This window comes from Parashewanella curva (assembly GCF_003675895.1).
GTDB lineage: Bacteria > Pseudomonadota > Gammaproteobacteria > Enterobacterales > Shewanellaceae > Parashewanella > Parashewanella curva.
Genome location: NZ_ML014824.1, coordinates 1 through 18,441 on the forward strand (window position 1 = coordinate 1; position 18,441 = coordinate 18,441).

General features: G+C 39.0%; 13 protein-coding genes. 5 read left to right on the top strand and 8 right to left on the bottom strand.

What is annotated here, in order from left to right:
• Window positions 1-325: 325 nt before the first annotated feature.
• Window positions 326-1,453: a cupin domain-containing protein gene (locus D5018_RS17515; RefSeq protein WP_121840285.1), complete on the top strand. Its 1,128-nt coding sequence runs from the start codon at window positions 326-328 to the stop codon at window positions 1,451-1,453.
• 55 nt (window positions 1,454-1,508) lie between these two features.
• Here the strand turns inward: D5018_RS17515 and D5018_RS17520 are convergent, their stop codons facing one another.
• Window positions 1,509-1,946, bottom strand: coding sequence for a DUF4826 family protein (locus tag D5018_RS17520; RefSeq protein ID WP_416351554.1), 438 nt, complete (start codon window positions 1,944-1,946; stop codon window positions 1,509-1,511).
• 320 nt (window positions 1,947-2,266) lie between these two features.
• Here D5018_RS17520 and D5018_RS17525 point away from each other — a divergent pair, with 320 nt between their 5' ends.
• Together D5018_RS17525 and D5018_RS17530 are read left to right on the top strand one after the other, a co-directional pair.
• Window positions 2,267-3,304, top strand: coding sequence for a Glu/Leu/Phe/Val dehydrogenase dimerization domain-containing protein (locus D5018_RS17525; RefSeq protein WP_121840287.1), 1,038 nt, complete (start codon window positions 2,267-2,269; stop codon window positions 3,302-3,304).
• A 171-nt stretch (window positions 3,305-3,475) separates the two neighbouring features.
• Window positions 3,476-3,817, top strand: a complete 342-nt coding sequence (locus tag D5018_RS17530) for a hypothetical protein (RefSeq protein WP_121840288.1) — start codon at window positions 3,476-3,478, stop codon at window positions 3,815-3,817.
• Here D5018_RS17530 and D5018_RS17535 read toward each other — a convergent pair.
• The 6 genes from D5018_RS17535 to katG form a co-directional block, all read right to left on the bottom strand.
• On the bottom strand, window positions 3,807-5,561 hold the full coding sequence (locus D5018_RS17535) for a hypothetical protein (RefSeq protein WP_121840289.1): 1,755 nt from the start codon (window positions 5,559-5,561) through the stop codon (window positions 3,807-3,809). The two genes, D5018_RS17530 and D5018_RS17535, sit on opposite strands and share 11 nt — an antisense overlap.
• Before the next feature lie 228 nt (window positions 5,562-5,789).
• The gene (locus tag D5018_RS17540) at window positions 5,790-7,178 is read right to left on the bottom strand and encodes a tryptophanase (RefSeq protein ID WP_121840290.1); all 1,389 of its coding nucleotides are present in this window, start codon (window positions 7,176-7,178) and stop codon (window positions 5,790-5,792) included.
• Window positions 7,179-7,315: 137 nt separating this feature from the next.
• A complete protein-coding gene (locus D5018_RS17545; protein ID WP_121840291.1) occupies window positions 7,316-7,732 on the bottom strand; it encodes a MarR family winged helix-turn-helix transcriptional regulator in 417 nt (138 codons plus the stop codon).
• A gap of 65 nt (window positions 7,733-7,797) precedes the next feature.
• Entirely contained in the window at window positions 7,798-8,229 is a 432-nt protein-coding gene (locus D5018_RS17550) for a DUF1285 domain-containing protein (protein ID WP_121840292.1), read from the bottom strand.
• 4 nt (window positions 8,230-8,233) lie between these two features.
• Window positions 8,234-11,239 (bottom strand): D-2-hydroxyglutarate dehydrogenase YdiJ, encoded by a 3,006-nt coding sequence (ydiJ, locus tag D5018_RS17555; protein ID WP_121840293.1) that lies wholly within the window; start codon window positions 11,237-11,239, stop codon window positions 8,234-8,236.
• Window positions 11,240-11,503: 264 nt separating this feature from the next.
• Window positions 11,504-13,651, bottom strand: coding sequence for a catalase/peroxidase HPI (katG, locus tag D5018_RS17560; protein WP_121840294.1), 2,148 nt, complete (start codon window positions 13,649-13,651; stop codon window positions 11,504-11,506).
• Between the two features lie 665 nt (window positions 13,652-14,316).
• On the opposite strand from katG, the gene D5018_RS17565 reads away from it, so the two are divergent.
• Window positions 14,317-15,330, top strand: a complete 1,014-nt coding sequence (locus D5018_RS17565) for a hypothetical protein (RefSeq protein ID WP_121840295.1) — start codon at window positions 14,317-14,319, stop codon at window positions 15,328-15,330.
• A gap of 200 nt (window positions 15,331-15,530) precedes the next feature.
• Here D5018_RS17565 and D5018_RS17570 read toward each other — a convergent pair whose 3' ends face one another.
• The gene (locus tag D5018_RS17570) at window positions 15,531-16,232 is read right to left on the bottom strand and encodes a DUF445 domain-containing protein (protein WP_121840296.1); all 702 of its coding nucleotides are present in this window, start codon (window positions 16,230-16,232) and stop codon (window positions 15,531-15,533) included.
• 271 nt (window positions 16,233-16,503) lie between these two features.
• Here D5018_RS17570 and panP point away from each other — a divergent pair, with 271 nt between their 5' ends.
• Complete coding sequence (gene panP / locus D5018_RS17575; RefSeq protein WP_121840297.1) at window positions 16,504-18,147, top strand: pyridoxal-dependent aspartate 1-decarboxylase PanP; 1,644 nt, start codon at window positions 16,504-16,506, stop codon at window positions 18,145-18,147.
• The last annotated feature ends 294 nt before the right edge of the window (window positions 18,148-18,441 follow it).

Genomic DNA, 18,441 nt, shown 5'->3' on the forward strand with positions numbered 1-18,441 from the left:
ACTAAATATTTGGTCAGCATGACATACTGGGAAGATCGGTCAAATGATCATTGAGGATCAAGTAAAATGGTGACTCAACCGTTGCTATTTTAAGCAGATTGAGTCAGATGGGCTGAATAGTTACGATTTTTTGTAAAGTTTTTTCAACCCAAGTATTCATGGCAGAGGTACTAATTTTGTTTCATAATAAGAAAAGTTTCACATTGAACACTGATCTCGTTGGAACTCATAAAATTTACACTTCAAGAAAAACACCTAAAATGTGGACAAGCCCCAATTTGGTTCCTAAAATCCACATCTTTCAACTTTGCATCTAAGAGCTTTCATGATCAGCTTAAACTTCGATATTCAATCTTTTTTAAAACAACAATGGCAAAAACAGCCTATTGTTATTCGTAATGCAATTAAGGATTTTGAAGATCCAATTACAGCTGATGAGCTAGCGGGGCTCGCGTGTGAAGAAGTAATCAGTTCTAGAGTAGTTGTGACTACTGATGACGACTGGCAGATCATTCAAGGTCCTTTTGAAGACTATGAGCAGTTTGGCAGTGAGAAATGGCAGTTATTAGTTCAGGCCGTTAATCACTGGTACCCAGAAATTGAACCATTAGTAGATGCGTTTCGTTTTATTCCTGATTGGCGCTTTGATGACGTAATGGTTTCATTCGCTACCCCAAATGGTGGAGTTGGTCCCCACATTGATAATTATGATGTCTTTATTTTACAAGGCGAAGGCCAACGTGCATGGAAAGTCGGTGATAAAGGCAATCATCAACAACGCAATGGCGATAAAAATACACCTCTCGTTGAAGATTTTGACCCCATCATTGAAGTCACCCTTAATAAAGGGGATATTTTATACATTCCGCCAGGTTTTCCTCACTGCGGGCAAACACTAACTAATGCTATGAGCTATTCCCTCGGCTTTCGCGCTCCAAGTCAACAAGAACTCATATCGGAAGTAGCGGATTTTTTAATTGATAACAATTCCGGTCACCAGCGCTTTACTTCTGATCAAGAAACTTGCGTAGCTGGAAATGTTGTTGAAGCTCACCAAAAAAAATTAATGAGCTTATTAAGTGAGCTTTGCTCCAAGCCAGACGCCTACCAGCCTATATTAGGACAGTTGTTAAGCCGAAACCGCTTCGATTTAGATGTATGTCCTGATGAACATATTGATACTGAAGCACTAAAAGATGCTATCGAAGCAGGAGCTTTAATCCAAAGGATTGGTGGGTTAAAAGTCTTGCGACTAGAAAACGATGGTGAAAAGCGCTTATTTATAGACGGCGAAAGTTATGCACTAAGCACTTTAGATGAAGCTGCTTTAGGGTATTTAAGTGAAAACCTAACTTACGATAATGAATGGTTAAGGTTCAATATCGCCAATGAAGACCTTCAGAGCTTTTTTGTTGATATTCTAAAAATGGGTTATGTGTACCTAACAGAGTAGTCTTGATAAAAGTATGGTCAATTATACCATTGCCCATACTTTAGAAAACGGAAAATTAAGCTTCTTCCTGCCAAAGTTTATCGTCAGCTTGCATTTTGTATAAATCTTCCGCTCTAGAAATTAACAAATTCGCATATTTTGCTTGAGTTTGATCGCGAGTTACACCAGTACGGATCAAATTTTCTGCTTTCATATGCCAAGTCATTGAAAAATGACGAACGGCTTCACGAGCCGTCTTAGCTACGCTGACTTCAACAACATCTGATGGTAAATCACCAGATAGTACCCAGTACGTTTTTTTAGTAGGTTGCTTGGTTTCCATTTTCCAAAGAGCAATAAACGGAACTAGATAACGGCTCTCTTTATCATGTACCTTATGAGGGATAATTCCCTTTTCAGCCATAAAACGGTTAGCCTTTTGAAATTGCTCTCTTACCCACTGACTTTGAGCTTGTTCAATTTGTTCTTGAGTAGGTTGTGCTGGTTGAGTCATGCTGGCCTTCATGCCAATATTCATATCTTCTTTTTTATCAACAAGTTGTTCCGTCATTTTTTACTACCTTTTATAATTATTGTCCTTACAATGCACGCTTTCCAAGCATCTCATTGTTTGTTTTTTGATAACTCTGTAGCATTTATCAACAAAGTGGAAAGCAAAATTGCCACATTCTTCAAAATATTTACATTCGGGATTTTGTTCAGAGTATCGCTAAATGCTAATGTTTCGCAACAAATATAACAAGGTCTCATAAATAAGATTTTTAATTGAGACTAGGATCAACTGATCCTAAGATTCTATGGAGAACAGAAATAGTGGCAGTTTTTGATAGCGTGTCTTTCGATAATCACGAGCAAATTGTACATTGTCATGATGAAGAGACAGGTTTAAAAGCGATTATCGCTGTGCATAATACAAATCTAGGTCCTGCATTCGGTGGCTGCCGTATGTGGAATTATGACTCAGACAAAGAAGCTTTAAATGATGTGCTTCGTTTGTCACGTGGTATGACGTATAAAAATGCACTAGCTGGTTTAAGCATGGGTGGCGGTAAATCAGTGATTATTGCTGATCCTAAAAATATCAAAGATCGAGAAGCGTTATTCCGCGCATTTGGTCGTGCCGTTCACAAGTTAGGTGGAAGCTACTACTCAGCTGAAGATGTTGGCGTAGGAACCGCTGACATTATGATCGCATACCAAGAAACGCCTTTCGTTGCTGGCTTAGAAGGTAAAAGTGGCGATCCTTCTCCTTTTACGGCTCTTGGTACTTACTTAGGTATTAAAGCCGCCATAAAGCACCAACGAGGTTTTGATTCGTTGAAAGGTATTAAAATTTCAGTACAAGGTGTTGGTCATGTTGGATATTACTTATGCCAGCGCTTGCACGAAGAAGGTGCAGAGTTATTTATTACCGATATCAACCAAGACAATCTAAATAAGGTTGCCACTGATTTTGGTGCTACTATCGTTGCTCCAGAAGATATCTATGGGTTAGACGTAGATGTGTATGCTCCTTGTGCGCTTGGTGCAACCATTAACGATGAAACTATTCCACAACTGAAAGCTAGCATTGTTGCTGGTTGTGCTAATAACCAGTTAGCTGAATTACGTCATGGCGACAAACTAAAAGAACTCAACATTCTTTATGCACCGGATTACGTTATCAACGCAGGCGGTATCATTAACGTATCTTTCGAAAATGATTATGATGCGACTGCATCAACTGCAAAAGTAGAAAAAATCTATGATACGCTGCTTACTATTTTCAAACGTGCGGACGAAGAAAACCGTACGACTAATGTGGTAGCAGACGAAATGGCTCGTGCCATCATTGAAGGCGCAGCTAAATAAATAAAAATTACTGAAAACCTAAGGGAGCTATTTGCTCCCTTTTTTATTTGGTTTAACTGGAAATTTTTCTTTTCTTTGCTTGAATTAATACCAACATGATTCAAATATGTTCTGTTCAGAACGGCCTGTATTGGATCTTTAACATGAACCTTCATACAGCAGAATTGAATTATGGTACGTTTTCAATATCAGATAGATCAAGACACAGTTGAGTTACAAGCCTGTAATTGGTTTGGAATGGAACGGTTGATTGTAAACGGTGAGCAAGTGGCTAAAAGGATTAATATCAACAATAGCTCTAGCCACCATTTTCAACTTTCAAGCGGTAAACACTGCCGTTTTCAAATGTTCGTAGATCCAGTAAGTGATCTACTCATATGTCGTATTTACAAAAACGAAACACTGCTTGCCAGCCTTAAACAAGGGAGGCAAAATCGAGCTAGAGAACATAAAAAACTCAACACTGCGCTAATAATATTAGTCATTATTTTTGGGATAATTTCTATTTTTTAACTTTGTCACAAGGAATGTACTTTTTTACCTGAGCATGCAATCTCTGAATTTGGCGATTTTCAAGCTGTTTTTTTCTTATGTACTTACAAACAAATGGTACTTGTTCAATATTTAAATTGAATGTAACAGTAAAAACAAAAACATTAGTATGTTCACTGGATAATTCTATATTCAAAAATGTGCTAAATGATACACCTAGTGTTGTTTTTATATTCGTTTTTTCTAAAACCTTTTTCACTTTAATAAATGACTCAATAAATTTAATATCATCTATTTCTTCGGATATTAAATTTGGAACATTTTCTCTTATTATTTTTTCATAAGTGTCGATAGAAATACTAAGTAAACTTAGACTTCTATGGCTTTTTTTTAGCAGAGCAAGTTTTTCTAGAATCCTATCTGCAAAATGAATCCAAATTGGTTTTTCCTTCCCTTTATATTCAATTAGACTAGTTGTTGTTAAATTTCGTAAACCTGAAGAGTCACTAGATAAACGCACAGTAGGTGAGATAGAGCCTGAGTTTATTGTACCATCAGCACGCGGCGAAGTTGCTAGCAAAACACAAAATGTTGATTCAGAGCTTTCCTTTTGGGAGAAACCACACATAGAAAACGAACTAGGTGAATCTTTATCATCCAAATCTACACTTTGCAAAAAACATGAATCATTGCCAGAACTTGCAAATGAGTCACTTCTTCCACTTGCGAAATACCTATCCGTAACATCATGACTTAAACTGCTTTTCGATGAGGGGGAAGTTCCCTCAGACTGCTGTGATAATGAGAGTAAGGGTTGTTGGCAATGCTCTTCAGAAGCTGAGTTAGTGTCACATGAGGGCGATGAAGCTATGAGACTTGAATCTGGATTTGAATTCAATACTTTTTGTCTAGTTCTGCCGCTATCAGGGATTAAAATTGATTGGGAAGTTTTTCTCTTTGGATCTTTTTGCTTTTCACTTGAACAAGGCGTGCATATTTCATATGAATCAGAAGAAGTATCTGGATGAATGGAAAGGGTTGTAGCACCTTTACTTAACTTAAAATTTACATAATCGGGTAACCTTGCCCCCCTCATTAAAAGCACCCTTTTGCTATCACCTGAAAGAAATGTATTCTCATAATTTTGAGGTACTGTATCAACAGTAGCAAATTGCGTATCTTCATCAAAAATTAAATCTTCAAGGTTTTCATAATTTAAGCTACTGTTTAATTTGGGAGCTGCTTTATCAAAAGCTTGTATAGGTGCCATTTGTTGATAATCGTCAATGCGCATAAATTCAACAATAACACTTTCATCAACAAAAGTTGTAGATGAGTTTCCATCCATTATGCAATTAATAAACTGTGTCCTTCTCGTATCAACCCACCTAAAATCCCAACCTGTTAAATTAGCATTTTGAATTTTTAACTCCCTCAATGAAAGCTCATAAGATTGAATTTGAAGTTTTCTATTTTGATAGGTGCAAAATAAACTTACCTTAAGCTTTTGAGTTTCTGTTGGTTCTCCTTTTATATACTCATTATGATATCCACCAAGAAACGTTTTTAGTCCGAAAAACAAACACACCCTTTCATGCGTAAACAAGCTATTTTCTTGTATTAAACGAACAATATAGCCATTTACTTTAGCAGCGTCTTTCCCAACACTTATGACCTTCTCTGTGAGTTGCAGTTGATAAATAGCTAACTTTTGCTCTATGGATAAGCTATCAGGGGAAATAGGACTAACTCCAGATGATGCCATAAATCTTCCCCCCAAGTTTCCTAGTTGTAATTAACCTAGGCATGACTAAATATTTATCATTCCGCCTCCTATTCCAAGTTACATCAACAGAGCCACTCCACAAAGTGAACATTCGTTAACCTTTGAATAACTTTGCAAAAATAACCCCACAAATTGTCACCAACCGAATAAAAACTCAAAGCGTATGTAAAGCCTTTCTGGATTTTCTGTATTAAACTCTTGGCTATTTCATTTAACTTGTTTTAGTCGCGCCGTAAAATGCCGTAGGATACTCGGCTCATATTCAAACTCTAAGCCTTTGATCTTATCGCGACGTTTATATACTTCAATAATGGCATCGGCGATGTAATCCATATGATCATTAGTGTAAGTCCTTCTTGGAATCGTAAGCCTCAGCAATTCGAATGGCGAAGGCTTTTGCTCTCCAGTTTCAGGATCCCGACCAAGCAAAAGCGAACCAATTTCTACGCCGCGAACACCGGATTCCAAATACAGTTCACAAGCTAAGGCATGAGCTGGAAATTGCTCAGGTGGAATATGTGGTAGCATTCGTGCTGCATCGACAAATACTGCATGACCACCTGTTGGATATTGAATAGGGACTCCTGCTTCACGTAGACGTTCACCCAGATAGGCTACCTGCCCAATGCGATAGTTGAGCATATCTTGGTTACAACTGTCTTCGATTCCAATCGCCAATGCTTCCATATCACGCCCAGCAAGCCCGCCATAAGTGACAAAGCCCTCCATGGGTACACAACGCCCTTGGCAAGCTTGAAACAGCTCTGTATCGTTTTTAATGCATAACAGCCCACCAATATTCACCATAGGATCTTTTTTGGCTGAAAGGGTCATCATATCGCCAAAGCTGAACATCTCTGCGACTATGGCTTTGATCGATTTGTCTTTGTAACCATCTTCTCTTTGTTGAATAAAATAAGCATTTTCAGCGTAGCGAGCCGAATCAATCACTACAGGAATATTATGTTGCTTGGCAATATCACTCACTTCTTTAATATTCGCCATAGACACAGGCTGACCACCAGAACTGTTACAAGTAACGGTAATAATAATACCTGCTACATTTTCACTACCATGAACTTCTATCTGATGCTTCAAAGCTTCAAGATCAAAATCCCCTTTCCACGGATGAAAAGTCTCAGTATCCAGTGCATTTTTAGTGAGGGTATTGATCGCTTTAGCACCACTGATTTCGACATGGGCGGCAGTAGTATCAAAATGATAGTTCGAAATAAAAACTGGCTTTTCACTTCCACATTTATCCACTAAACAAGGAAACAATACTTGCTCCGCTCCTCTGCCCTGATGAACTGGCATTACATAGTGATAACCAAACAAGTCTTGAGCACTTTTTTCTAGGTGAAAAAAGTTACGGCTGCCAGCGTAAGACTCATCACCTACCATCAAACCAGCCCATTGGCGATCACTCATAGCACCAGTGCCAGAGTCGGTTAATAAGTCGATGTAGACATCGTCGCTTCGCAATAAGAAAGGGTTATAACCCGCCTCAATTAAGGCTTGTTTACGTTCATGAAAATCTGTCACACGGATAGGTTCAACCATCTTGATACGAAATGGTTCGGGTATACGTTTCATTGTTATTCTCCAATTGATTAAAAATTAAGGTTCAATTGGAGCGAAACTAAAATAACAGGGAGTTTTGAGATAATTGATGGTCGATAACAAACCATTTAAGACTTTGGTTGGACATTTGAACTACTTTCATAAGAAAACTACTCCAAACGATTTACTTTTCTAAGTATTTGGTAAAATGCTTCCCGTTCAACAGAACTCAAACCAGAAAGAATTTCATCATACATACGCTCAAGTTCGGTACATACATCCTGTTTAAGTGCTTTGGCATCATCAGTTAAATAAACTTGAAAAGCGCGGCGATTATCTTGTTCTTGGTGGCGGTAAATATATCCTTGCTCTTGCAAGACATCCAAAAAACGGGTCATGGTGTAATTGGCAACATCACAGCGGTGAGATAACTCAGTTTGAGTAACCCCCTCTTTTTCCCATAATGCAAATAATACTGGCCAGTATTTTAAATCAAGTTGATAGCGTTTAAGCTTCATATCCATCTGTTTTTGAAGCTCAACATTAAAGTGAGAGATTAAATAACCCAGACTTTGTTGTCTTTGCATATTCAGTATCCTTACCACCAACGATAAGACCACTCTACTGAATTATTTTAAGTTTGTTAATCCTTTTAGGCTAAAAATTCTTCAATATATCGGTAGTAGCATGCTCTGTTTAAGCTTGCATTCAGTCCGTTGGGTAAATCACAAGTAATTTTATCGTCGAAAATGTTGAACATTTTCACGCTTTCTATGTGAAATTCAGTTCCAATTGAGGTTGTCACGTTCACAGAGCCGTCGCGAGCTAATTGGTAATCCACTAACTTGAATGGCTCAGCAGCCACTTCTACACGAACTTTTTCTACAGGAGTAATAAGAAAATATTCTTGATCAATATATTTTAAAATACCGCTGAACAAGCGAGCAAACTTAGACGGCAATGGCGCATTTTGATAAAACCATTGACCTTCAGAATCAATGTTGAATAACACTTCTTCACTGCAAAGTTCTACTTGCGACGACATCTTACGAAGCGCCGCTTCAGCGGTATTGTCTTTATTCATAATTTTACCCTAGCTGCTCAAGTAGCACTTCAATTGGATGTTGACTTCTAAAGCCTGCAAAACGCTTAACTTGACTACGGCAAGAAAAACCTGTCACCAATATTTGCTGTGGTTGCTGAACCTCAATCACACCTGTCCATGACAAGTCATAAAGCTTCTTGCTTCGCTGTAGATTTTTTTGCTCATGACCATAAGTTCCTGCCATACCACAACAACCCAAGTTCTTTACTTCTAGCTCTAATCCAAATTTATTGAATATTTGCTTCCACTCATTACCCGAGCTAGGTCTGGCTGTCGCTTCAGTACAATGGTTCATGAGTGTAAATTGTTGTGATGAAGTCGTTTTTATACCATCAATACTCAAAGTCGAAAGCCACTCGTTCACCAACAACACATCAAATTCACCGCAATTTTCACCGAGGATTTCTCGGTACTCGTCTCGGTAACAAAGTACTAAAGCTGGGTCTAAGCCGATCATTGGCATCTTGAGCTTAGCGACTTGAGATAAAAAGTCTGCACTATCTTGGGCAACCGAAGCAAAACGCTGCAGGAAACCTTTGATATGAATGGGCTTGCCGTTAGGTTTATAGGGCAATAAAACCGGGCGTAACCCTAGTCGTTCAATCAACTTAATCAGCTTAACCACTAACTGAGCATCATAAAAGCTGTTAAAAGGGTCTTGAACAATTAACACATAGTTTTCACGTTCAAACTCTGGAATGGCTTGCAACTTGGTCAGATCGTAACACGTTGCGTCATGGTGCTTAAGATGTGTATCTAGTGTAGGTACTGAAAGCGCAGGCGCATCTACGTAACCTAAGGTTTTTCTCATAACCCACTGGCTAAAGCTATTTTGCGACAGTACATTCATTAGCCTTGGCACTTTTGCCATCAGGGGTAAACTTTGCTCTATTCCTGCTACCAGATAATCGGTTGCTGGGCGAAGATAACGTTTGTAATAAATATCGAAAAACTGAGCTCGGAATTTAGGTACATCCACTTTTACGGGACATTGACTAGAACACGCTTTACAAGCCAAACAACCTTGTAGTGACTCCATCACTTCTTGCGAAAAATCGTACTCACTCTTTGACTTAAAGGTATTTACCGTTCGGGAAACCACACCTTGAGACTTTTCAGCCGCAAGCTGATTTACATCAACTCCACTCTTAGATAGCAGTCTCAACCATTCACGCATAACACCCGTTCTACCCTTCGGCGAATGGATTCTATCACCAGTGGCTTTGAATGATGGGCACATAGGCGATTGAGGACTGTAGTTAAAGCAAAGCCCGTTACCATTACAGTTCATGACATCAGGAAAAGCTTCTCTGACATTAACAGGTATTTGTCTATCAAATGTCCCTCGTTTTTCACTATCGACGTTATATTTTAATTCGGAAGCATCAGGAGAAAATAATTTACCCGGATTTAAACGATTATCGGGATCAAAGGCTTGTTTAATTTGGCACTGGATTTTATACAGCTCTTCACCAAATACTGCAGGCGCGTATTCACCTCGAACCCCTTTTCCGTGCTCACCCCACATCAAACCACCGTACTTCATGGTTAATGCCGCAACTTCATCCGATACTACTTTTAGTAACTTTTCATCATTAGGATCACACATATCTAATGCTGGACGAACATGAAGTACCCCAGCGTCAACATGACCAAACATACCGTAATTTAGTTGATGGCTGTCTAGTAACGCTCGAAACTCCATAATAAAATCAGCGAGATTTTCTGGTGGAACGGCCGTATCTTCGGCAAATGCTAACGGTTTACGATTACCTTTTGTCGCACCTAGCAAACCAACTGCTTTTTTTCGCATGGCATAGATTTTACTAATACTGCCAACATCACCCGTAAATTGATAATCTAACACGCCGGCTTGCTGAGCTTGAATTTGTGAGTCCAATCGCGCCGTCAATAATTCGAGCTTTTGTTGAACATCATCAGGCTCACCTGCAAATTCAACCATGTTTAAACCATCAATTTCTTTATTCGGTACATCAGCGATTAAATCTGAAACCGAATGCCAAATAATATCTTCTTTAGCTAAGTTCAGAACTTTAGAATCAATGGTTTCTACTACCGTCGCATGAGCTTTTACTAGATCAGGTGCATGGCGCAATGCCGATTCAAAAGAATCGTACTTGATGTTTACCATCAAACGCTTTTTCGGCAGTGGCGTAATGTTAAGCTTGGCTTCAGTGATGATTGACAGAGTGCCTTCAGACCCCGTCAGAATGCGAGATAAGTCAAATTGAGTGAAATCGTCATTCCAAATATGTTTTAAATCATAACCAGTAAGAAAACGGTTTAAATCTGGAAATCGCTCTAAGATCAATGCACGATTGTATTGACAAAGTTTAGCGATATTCGCAATAAAGCTAGGCTGTTCTTCCACTTGATTAACATCGATTGGAGACGTTTCCAATACGCTACCATCAAGTAATACGCTGGATAAGCCTAAAACGTGATCAGAAGTTTTTCCGTATACTAAAGAACCTGCACCTGATGCATCAGTATTAATCATGCCACCGATTGTAGCTCGATTAGACGTTGATAAGTCTGGACTAAAAAAGAAACCATGAGGCCGTAATGCATCATTTAGAGCGTCTTTCACCACACCTGTTTGTACCTTAACCCAACCTTGTTCAGCATTTACTTCCAATACTTTATTAAGATAACGTGATAAATCAATAATAATACCGTGGGTTAATGACTGCCCATTGGTTCCTGTACCGCCACCTCTAGGGCTAAACGTTACTTGTTTGTATTGTTCTTGATTGGCTAATTTGATTACAACTTGAACATCATGCTGATTTTTTGGGTAAATAACAGCTTGCGGAATAAATTGATAAACAGAATTGTCGGTAGCTTGGACAACACGGGTGTTATACCGTTTATCAATATCACCAGAAAAAATGCTGCGCTCGAGAGCATCGAGATAAGAAAGGTAAACAGGTTCAATAGTTTGGTTATGGCTAAGCTGGGGTAACATGGCTCAAACTTTTAATTTTGGTTATCTTTTAATTATACCTGATATTGTTAAAGAAAATCAGGCTAGATAGATGAAAATCATGTTTGCTTTACTTTCAAGTAAATAGTAAAGAGAACACTTGTTGAAACGAATTAATTTGGGTTTATAAACGATAATATTCCATATTTTGATACCTTAAAAATCCTCGTAATAAAAAAATGCCAATCAGCTTAACTGACTGGCATAAGACTCACGACAGAATATTTTTTAATTATGCTAGTAAAATCATATATCAAACCTGTCTGCATTCATTACCTTGCTCCAAGCTGATACGAAATCTTCTACAAACTTTTGCTTGTTATCATCTTGAGCATAAACTTCTGCATAAGCACGCAGGATGGAGTTAGAGCCAAACACTAAATCGACACGAGTTGCTGTCCACTTAACTTCGTCAGTATCACGAGACTTGATTTCATATGAATTTTTTCCTGTAGGGATCCAACGGTAATGCATATCAGTGAGGTTAACAAAAAAGTCATTAGTTAACGCTCCTTCTCTATCAGTGAATACGCCATGCTTAGAACCATTATGATTAGTTCCGAGAACGCGCATACCACCAATCAATACTGTCATTTCACAAGCGGTTAATCCCATAAGTTGTGTACGGTCTAACAACATTTCTTCAGGTTTTACTAAATAATCACCTTTAAGCCAATTCCGATATCCATCATGTAAAGGTTCTAGCACTTCAAATGATTCAGCATCAGTCATTTCATCAGTCGCGTCACCACGACCAGCAGTAAATGGAACTTTGATATCAATTCCTGCAGCTTTTGCTGCTTGTTCAACTCCAAGATTACCAGCAATAACGATAACATCAGCCACGCTCGCACCGCTTTCTGCCGCAATAGGTTCAAGTATTTTTAACACTCTGGCCAACCGTTCTGGTTCATTTCCTGCCCAATTATTTTGAGGAGACAAACGAATACGAGCGCCATTAGCCCCACCGCGTTTATCAGAATGACGAAATGTTCTGGCACTATCCCAAGCAGTAGAAACTAACTCACTAACAGTCAATCCGCTGGCTTCAATTTTTGCCTTTACTGTTTCAACATCATAATTTGTATTTCCAGCTGGCACAGGATCTTGCCAAATGAGATCTTCTTGCGGCACGTCAGGGCCGATATAACGAGCTTTAGGCCCCATATCTCTATGGGTTAACTTGAACCAAGCGCGTGCGAAAACCTCTGAAAAATATTCAGGATCATTATAAAAACGCTCAGAAATTTTCTTGTATTCAGGATCGACCTTTAAAGCCATATCAGCATCGGTCATGATTGGATTATGACGTATACTTGAAATTTCAACATCTACTGGCTTATCTTCTTCTTTGATATTAGTTGGCTCCCATTGCCAAGCACCCGCTGGGCTTTTCTTTAATTCCCACTCCAGATTAAGCAATAGTTCAAAATATCCGTTATCCCACTTTGTTGGATTTGTAGTCCACGCTCCTTCTAGACCGCTGGTAACAGCTTTACTGCCTACGCCACCGTCTTTTACCCATCCAAACCCTTGGTTTTCTATATCTGCTGCTTCAGGTTCTACTCCTAATAAAGAAGCATCACCATTACCATGACATTTGCCCACGGTATGTCCACCAGCTGTTAACGCGACTGTTTCTTCGTCATTCATAGCCATACGCTCAAAGGTAACGCGCATGTCTTTAGCGGTTTTTAAAGGATCAGGATTTCCGTCAACGCCTTCAGGATTCACATAAATTAACCCCATCATTACCGCAGCCAGTGGATTTTCTAAATCACGCTCACCTGAATAGCGACTGTTTTCCGCACCTGTTGGTGCTAACCATTCTTTTTCTGATCCCCAATAAGTATCTTTTTCTGGGTGCCATATATCTTCACGCCCAAAGCCAAAACCAAAGGTTTTAAGCCCCATGGATTCATATGCGATTGTTCCTGCATAGGCAATCAAATCAGCCCAGCTTAATTTGTTGCCATACTTCTTTTTGATCGACCAAAGTAAGCGCCGCGCTTTATCTAAATTTGTGTTATCAGGCCATGAGTTTAGTGGAGCAAATCTTAAATTCCCTGAACCAGCGCCACCCCGTCCGTCTGCAATTCGATAAGTTCCTGCCGCATGCCATGTCATTCTTATCATTAAGCCACCATAATGCCCCCAATCAGCAGGCCACCATGCTTGACTATCCGTCATTAAATTAGTGAGATCTTGTTTGAGGCGATTAAAATCTAATTGCTTAACTTGCTCTTGATAGTCAAAGCTTTCACCTAATGGATTAGTTTTAGTATCATGTTGATGCAGAATGTCTAAATTCAAATTCTTTGGCCACCAACTCACAATAGATTTCCCCGATTCAGTTGTAGCACCGTGCATAAAAGGACATTTACCTGAAGACATATTAAAGCTCCTTAAATAAGGTTAGAACTCTGATAGTAGTTTTCTAGTATGGAATGGTTTGACAAACAGGTGACAGTTTATAAAGGTATTACCTAAACGCAACTGACACATTCTCGCCTATATAGAAACAGGCAGTGATTATCACTATAGCTATTTTTGGGAAGGTTTGATCAAAAGCAATGAAAAATAAACATTAATACCAATCCGCAATTCAAATGTGATCGACTCAGAGCTATATCCGCAGTCAAAATACAAGCGTAATTGGTGAAGACATAGTAGCTCTACGTCAAACCAATTAAGAGAAGTAGTTTTACTACAGATAAGCTCCCGAAGGGCAAGGCTAAAGGCTTCCATCACTATGTCGTAACTTATTGAATTACTATAACAAAAGCACATAGTCCGTTGAGCGTCAGCTTTTTATGACGGCCGTAGGGGATATAGTACTGCGAATTTGAGCCTTGTACTGAAAGCCTATAACTCTTGTTGAGCGATCACTACTGAGTGCGGATTGGTAAAATCATATTTGCTGTTGCAGCTCTTTGTAACTAACTAAATCTTATAAAAATATTAATTAACCTTAATTTGATGAATCGCACGAAAGCCGCCATTATTAACAGCGTGGGCAGATTCTTTATTTTGATGTAGTTAGGAGCAACGCACAGAGTATGGCGAGTACAAATATTCCCAACAGACAAGCACCTTCAGGCTCCTTGGACTCCCAAGGGATGCTTGTACTTCGGTTGGAACATAAACTTGTTAAATTCAAATATGGTAGTTTAGTCCTCGACTTCAGCAAAGACGATTTAAACCAGTTCAAAGTTGAAGGTGAAGCTGACACTTATTTATTCAATCACGACAGTGTTCGCTTCAGAGTAAACATTTCAACTGGTGAAATTAGAATTACTGCAGAAAAAGCCCGCCTTTCAAAATTTTTTACTCAGGCACTTTACAAGAAAGCCTATAAAACAGACTTGGGCACAAATGAAACAACAGCATTAAGAGACTTTTCTTATTATTCAACTCGAAGTCAAGCGGGTAAACAACATCAAATTTTGAAGCCTTTGACTCAATTTATCAACAGAACCCCGACCACTGTTGATGCACTCACTCATCCTATGCCAACAGACAAAAAATACAATGATGAACAATCCATTAAAGAAGATCTTCGTGAAGGGGTCTCTCTTAATCAAGTAAGAGCCAGACTTCAAGAGTTAAAAAACTTATTGGGACAATCACCCAATTCACCTCAACATCTACAGTTTAACCCTGAAGATTATTCTTGGCTTTTTAAAGACCCTCAGCACTCCAAAATATACCGATATCAGGAGCATATCCGTCGTCTAATCAAAAAATTAGAGAAACAAGATGCTATTGAATATGCAAGCCTGCAGGGATGGAATATCAAGCCACTGACTAACCCTGCTTTGAATAATCCACCAGCGCAACCTGCTCAACCAACACGCCAAACATTAAATGAGGAAATAGGCTTAGAAACTATACCACATCAAAACACTCAAACAGCTCCTAGTATTACTGAAATAGATGATGAAGAAACCGACTTTAATACTGAGGCTTCTACAAACCCTCAACCTCTAGCCTCAGATAGAACGCCAAGGGCTCAAACTAGCGGTAATCGAACTGAAACAGTTGAAGTCCATCCGGATAATAATGAGACGTGATAAGATGCAAGAGTTACCTCACTGCAATCACATCAACAATCTTCACAAGCCAGTGCTGGAACGCCGACAAACACTCCGCCGCCCCCTCTGTAGCAGGTGTGCCAAGAAAAAATACAATTCCACAACCTGTTCGAACTGAGGCACCTCGACTAAACAGCACCAGCAGTCTGGTTCTTCTAGGAATCCAAATTTCAAAGTTTTTAGCTAATAAGCTGAGCAACTAATCCGATTAGACCGCCAAAGACGCCTCCCCATACCACAAGCCATCCAAGGTGCTTCCGAATCATTTGTTGAATAATATCTTTTACCATCTCTGGTGTTAGCTCTTCTAAGCGTTGCTCAACAATACTTTCAACTTGCGAAGAAATATCATTTGCTGGTGCAATATCCTGAATTTCACTGTTAACTAAATCAGCAAACTCATCCGATTCGGTAACCGAAATCAATGAGCCTTTAAGTTTTTCAATAAATGGCTCTCTGAGTGGCTCAAGTGCATCAGTTCCACCAAACATAGATAGCATGCTACCAAACGAGGATTTTTCAACTGTTTCAAGTAATGCATCAAAAGCTGGTGATAAATTCACTTTTTTAATTACTGGAGACAAAGAATGAGAAGCAACATTTGTTTGCTTACCAACAAAGCGTTCAATATTCTCTACCGTGAAAAATTGCTCCATAACTAACGTTTTGATTCCAAGTTTAAAGTCGGAAAATCTTGCAGGAATTACCCCTGAACCATATAAACCTGGCACTTTTTCAAACAACATATGAATAGCCAACCAGTTCGTGATTGCTCCAGACAATGCAAAAAGACCAATAGAAAATAGGTAAGGTTGTTGCAACACATAACCAAAGACAAAGATAACTGACGCAATTAAATTAGTAATCAAGCTCTTATTCAAAATTTGCTCTCCAATATTAAATATGTCGAAATTCTACAAGTATCCTAAGACCGTAACAAGCACCATACACCTGCAAAATGAGTGATAGATTTGCAAAAACTCCTTGAAGGGTAAAATCCGTTAAAGTAAAGTGGCGAGCTTTTGATAAATCAAAATTAATTTAGGGTAAGAAAAATTTTGTTGGGATTTGTGTTTCAATTACTATTCCTTTGTGAGCTTTACTCACACTCTAAGCCCTTACTCTAAGTTAATAAGTTGGAATCGCGACTGAATGACAGTATCTAATTATCGCCAAGCCACTGCTTCGGAAGAAAGCTTAAAAAGGATCTTTACAATTCCTGAAGATCCAAACTCAACGTTGAGTATTATTGAGCAAAAGCTAACCGAAGATTTAGCTGGTTTTCTGGGTGATAACATTGTTGCGAAAGAGCTTACTCTCAATGAAATTGAAACATGGTTTCAAGACCATAAAATTCCACAATCTCCAAGCTTTGTATCTCAATATACCGACGAGATCATGCAAAACTTAGTGGCGCATTCGGTTCACACCTCAGCTCCTACTTTTATTGGCCATATGACCTCTTCTCTGCCCTATTTCGTGTTGCCACTAACAAAATTGATGGCAGGATTGAATCAGAACTTGGTCAAAATCGAAACCTCAAAAGCTTTTACACCACTCGAGAAACAAGTATTGGGCATGATGCATCATTTAGTGTATCAGCAAGAACAAGATTTTTATCAAGATAAAATGCACAGTGCAGAGCACTCACTTGGCGCATTTTGCTCAGGCGGTACAATTGCTAATATTACCGCCCTGTGGACAGCAAGAAACATCCTTCTAGAAGCCGATGGAGACTTTAAAGGGGTGGCTCTACAGGGACTTATGGCAGGTTTACGCCATTATGGATATAACGACCTCGCCATATTGACTTCTGAAAGAGGTCATTATTCCTTAGGTAAGGCTGCTGACTTATTGGGTATTGGTCGAGAGAATATTATTGCCATTGAAACTGATGCCGATAATAAAGTCGATGTTGAGTTAATGCGCCAAAAAGCAGAGGAATTAGCGAAACAAAATATTCGGGTTATGGCGATTGTTGGTATTGCAGGTACTACAGAAACTGGAAATATCGATCCGCTGGTTGAACTTGCAGCTTTAGCGAAAGAATTAAATTGTCATTTTCATGTTGATGCAGCTTGGGGCGGTGCAACGTTGCTTTCCACAAAGTATCGTCATTTACTCAAAGGTATTGAATTGGCCGATTCAGTAACCATCGATGCTCATAAACAAATGTATGTTCCCATGGGAGCTGGCATGGTGATATTTAAATCTCCAACTCACAGCCAAGCCATAACTCATCACGCAGAATATATTTTACGCAAAGGTTCAAAAGACCTAGGAAGGCAAACCCTTGAGGGTTCTCGACCTGGCATGGCTATTTTGGTTCATGCTTGTTTGAAAATAATTGGGCTATCTGGTTATGAAATCCTGATAAACAACAGCATCGAAAAAGCGAAATATTTCGCAAAGCAAATCCATGAGCACCCAGATTTTGAGCTCATCACTGAGCCTGAATTATGCTTATTAACTTATCGCTATGTACCACAAGAGGTTCAAGATAGGCTTACACAAGCAATATCTGAAAATGACCAAACCAAAATTGAAGATATTAATTCTTTACTCGACGGTTTAACTCAGTTCATTCAAAAGCACCAACGTGAACAAGGCAAATCTTTCGTATCTCGAACTCGTATTCGACCTCAACAGTATCAAAGAAGACATACCGTTGTCTTCAGAACTGTATTGGCTAACCCATTAACAACAGAATCAATACTAAACGACATTTTGCAAGAGCAGACAGAAATTGCTGAGCTTGATGCTCAGTTCTACCCGCAACTTATGTCTTTGATCTAACAAGATTAAGTAACTCCTTACAGTTACCCTTACAGCAAGGAGCTAATTATTTGGCTTGTAATGAGGCGCAACATCTTGAAATGAAGCCGATAGCTCCACAACACTACCTACAGCAGGAAGTCCCACTTTAGGATCTGATTTCTTGATAAAAGTATAACTGTTATCGGCATAGGTATCTACATGGTTTGTCCAAAAAACGAACTAGCCAACTCTCTAAATGCTTCAATCTCCTCAATGGTATAGTTAGAAAGAACTTCGTTGAGCTGTAAAAAGACCCATAAGCCAGCTAATAAT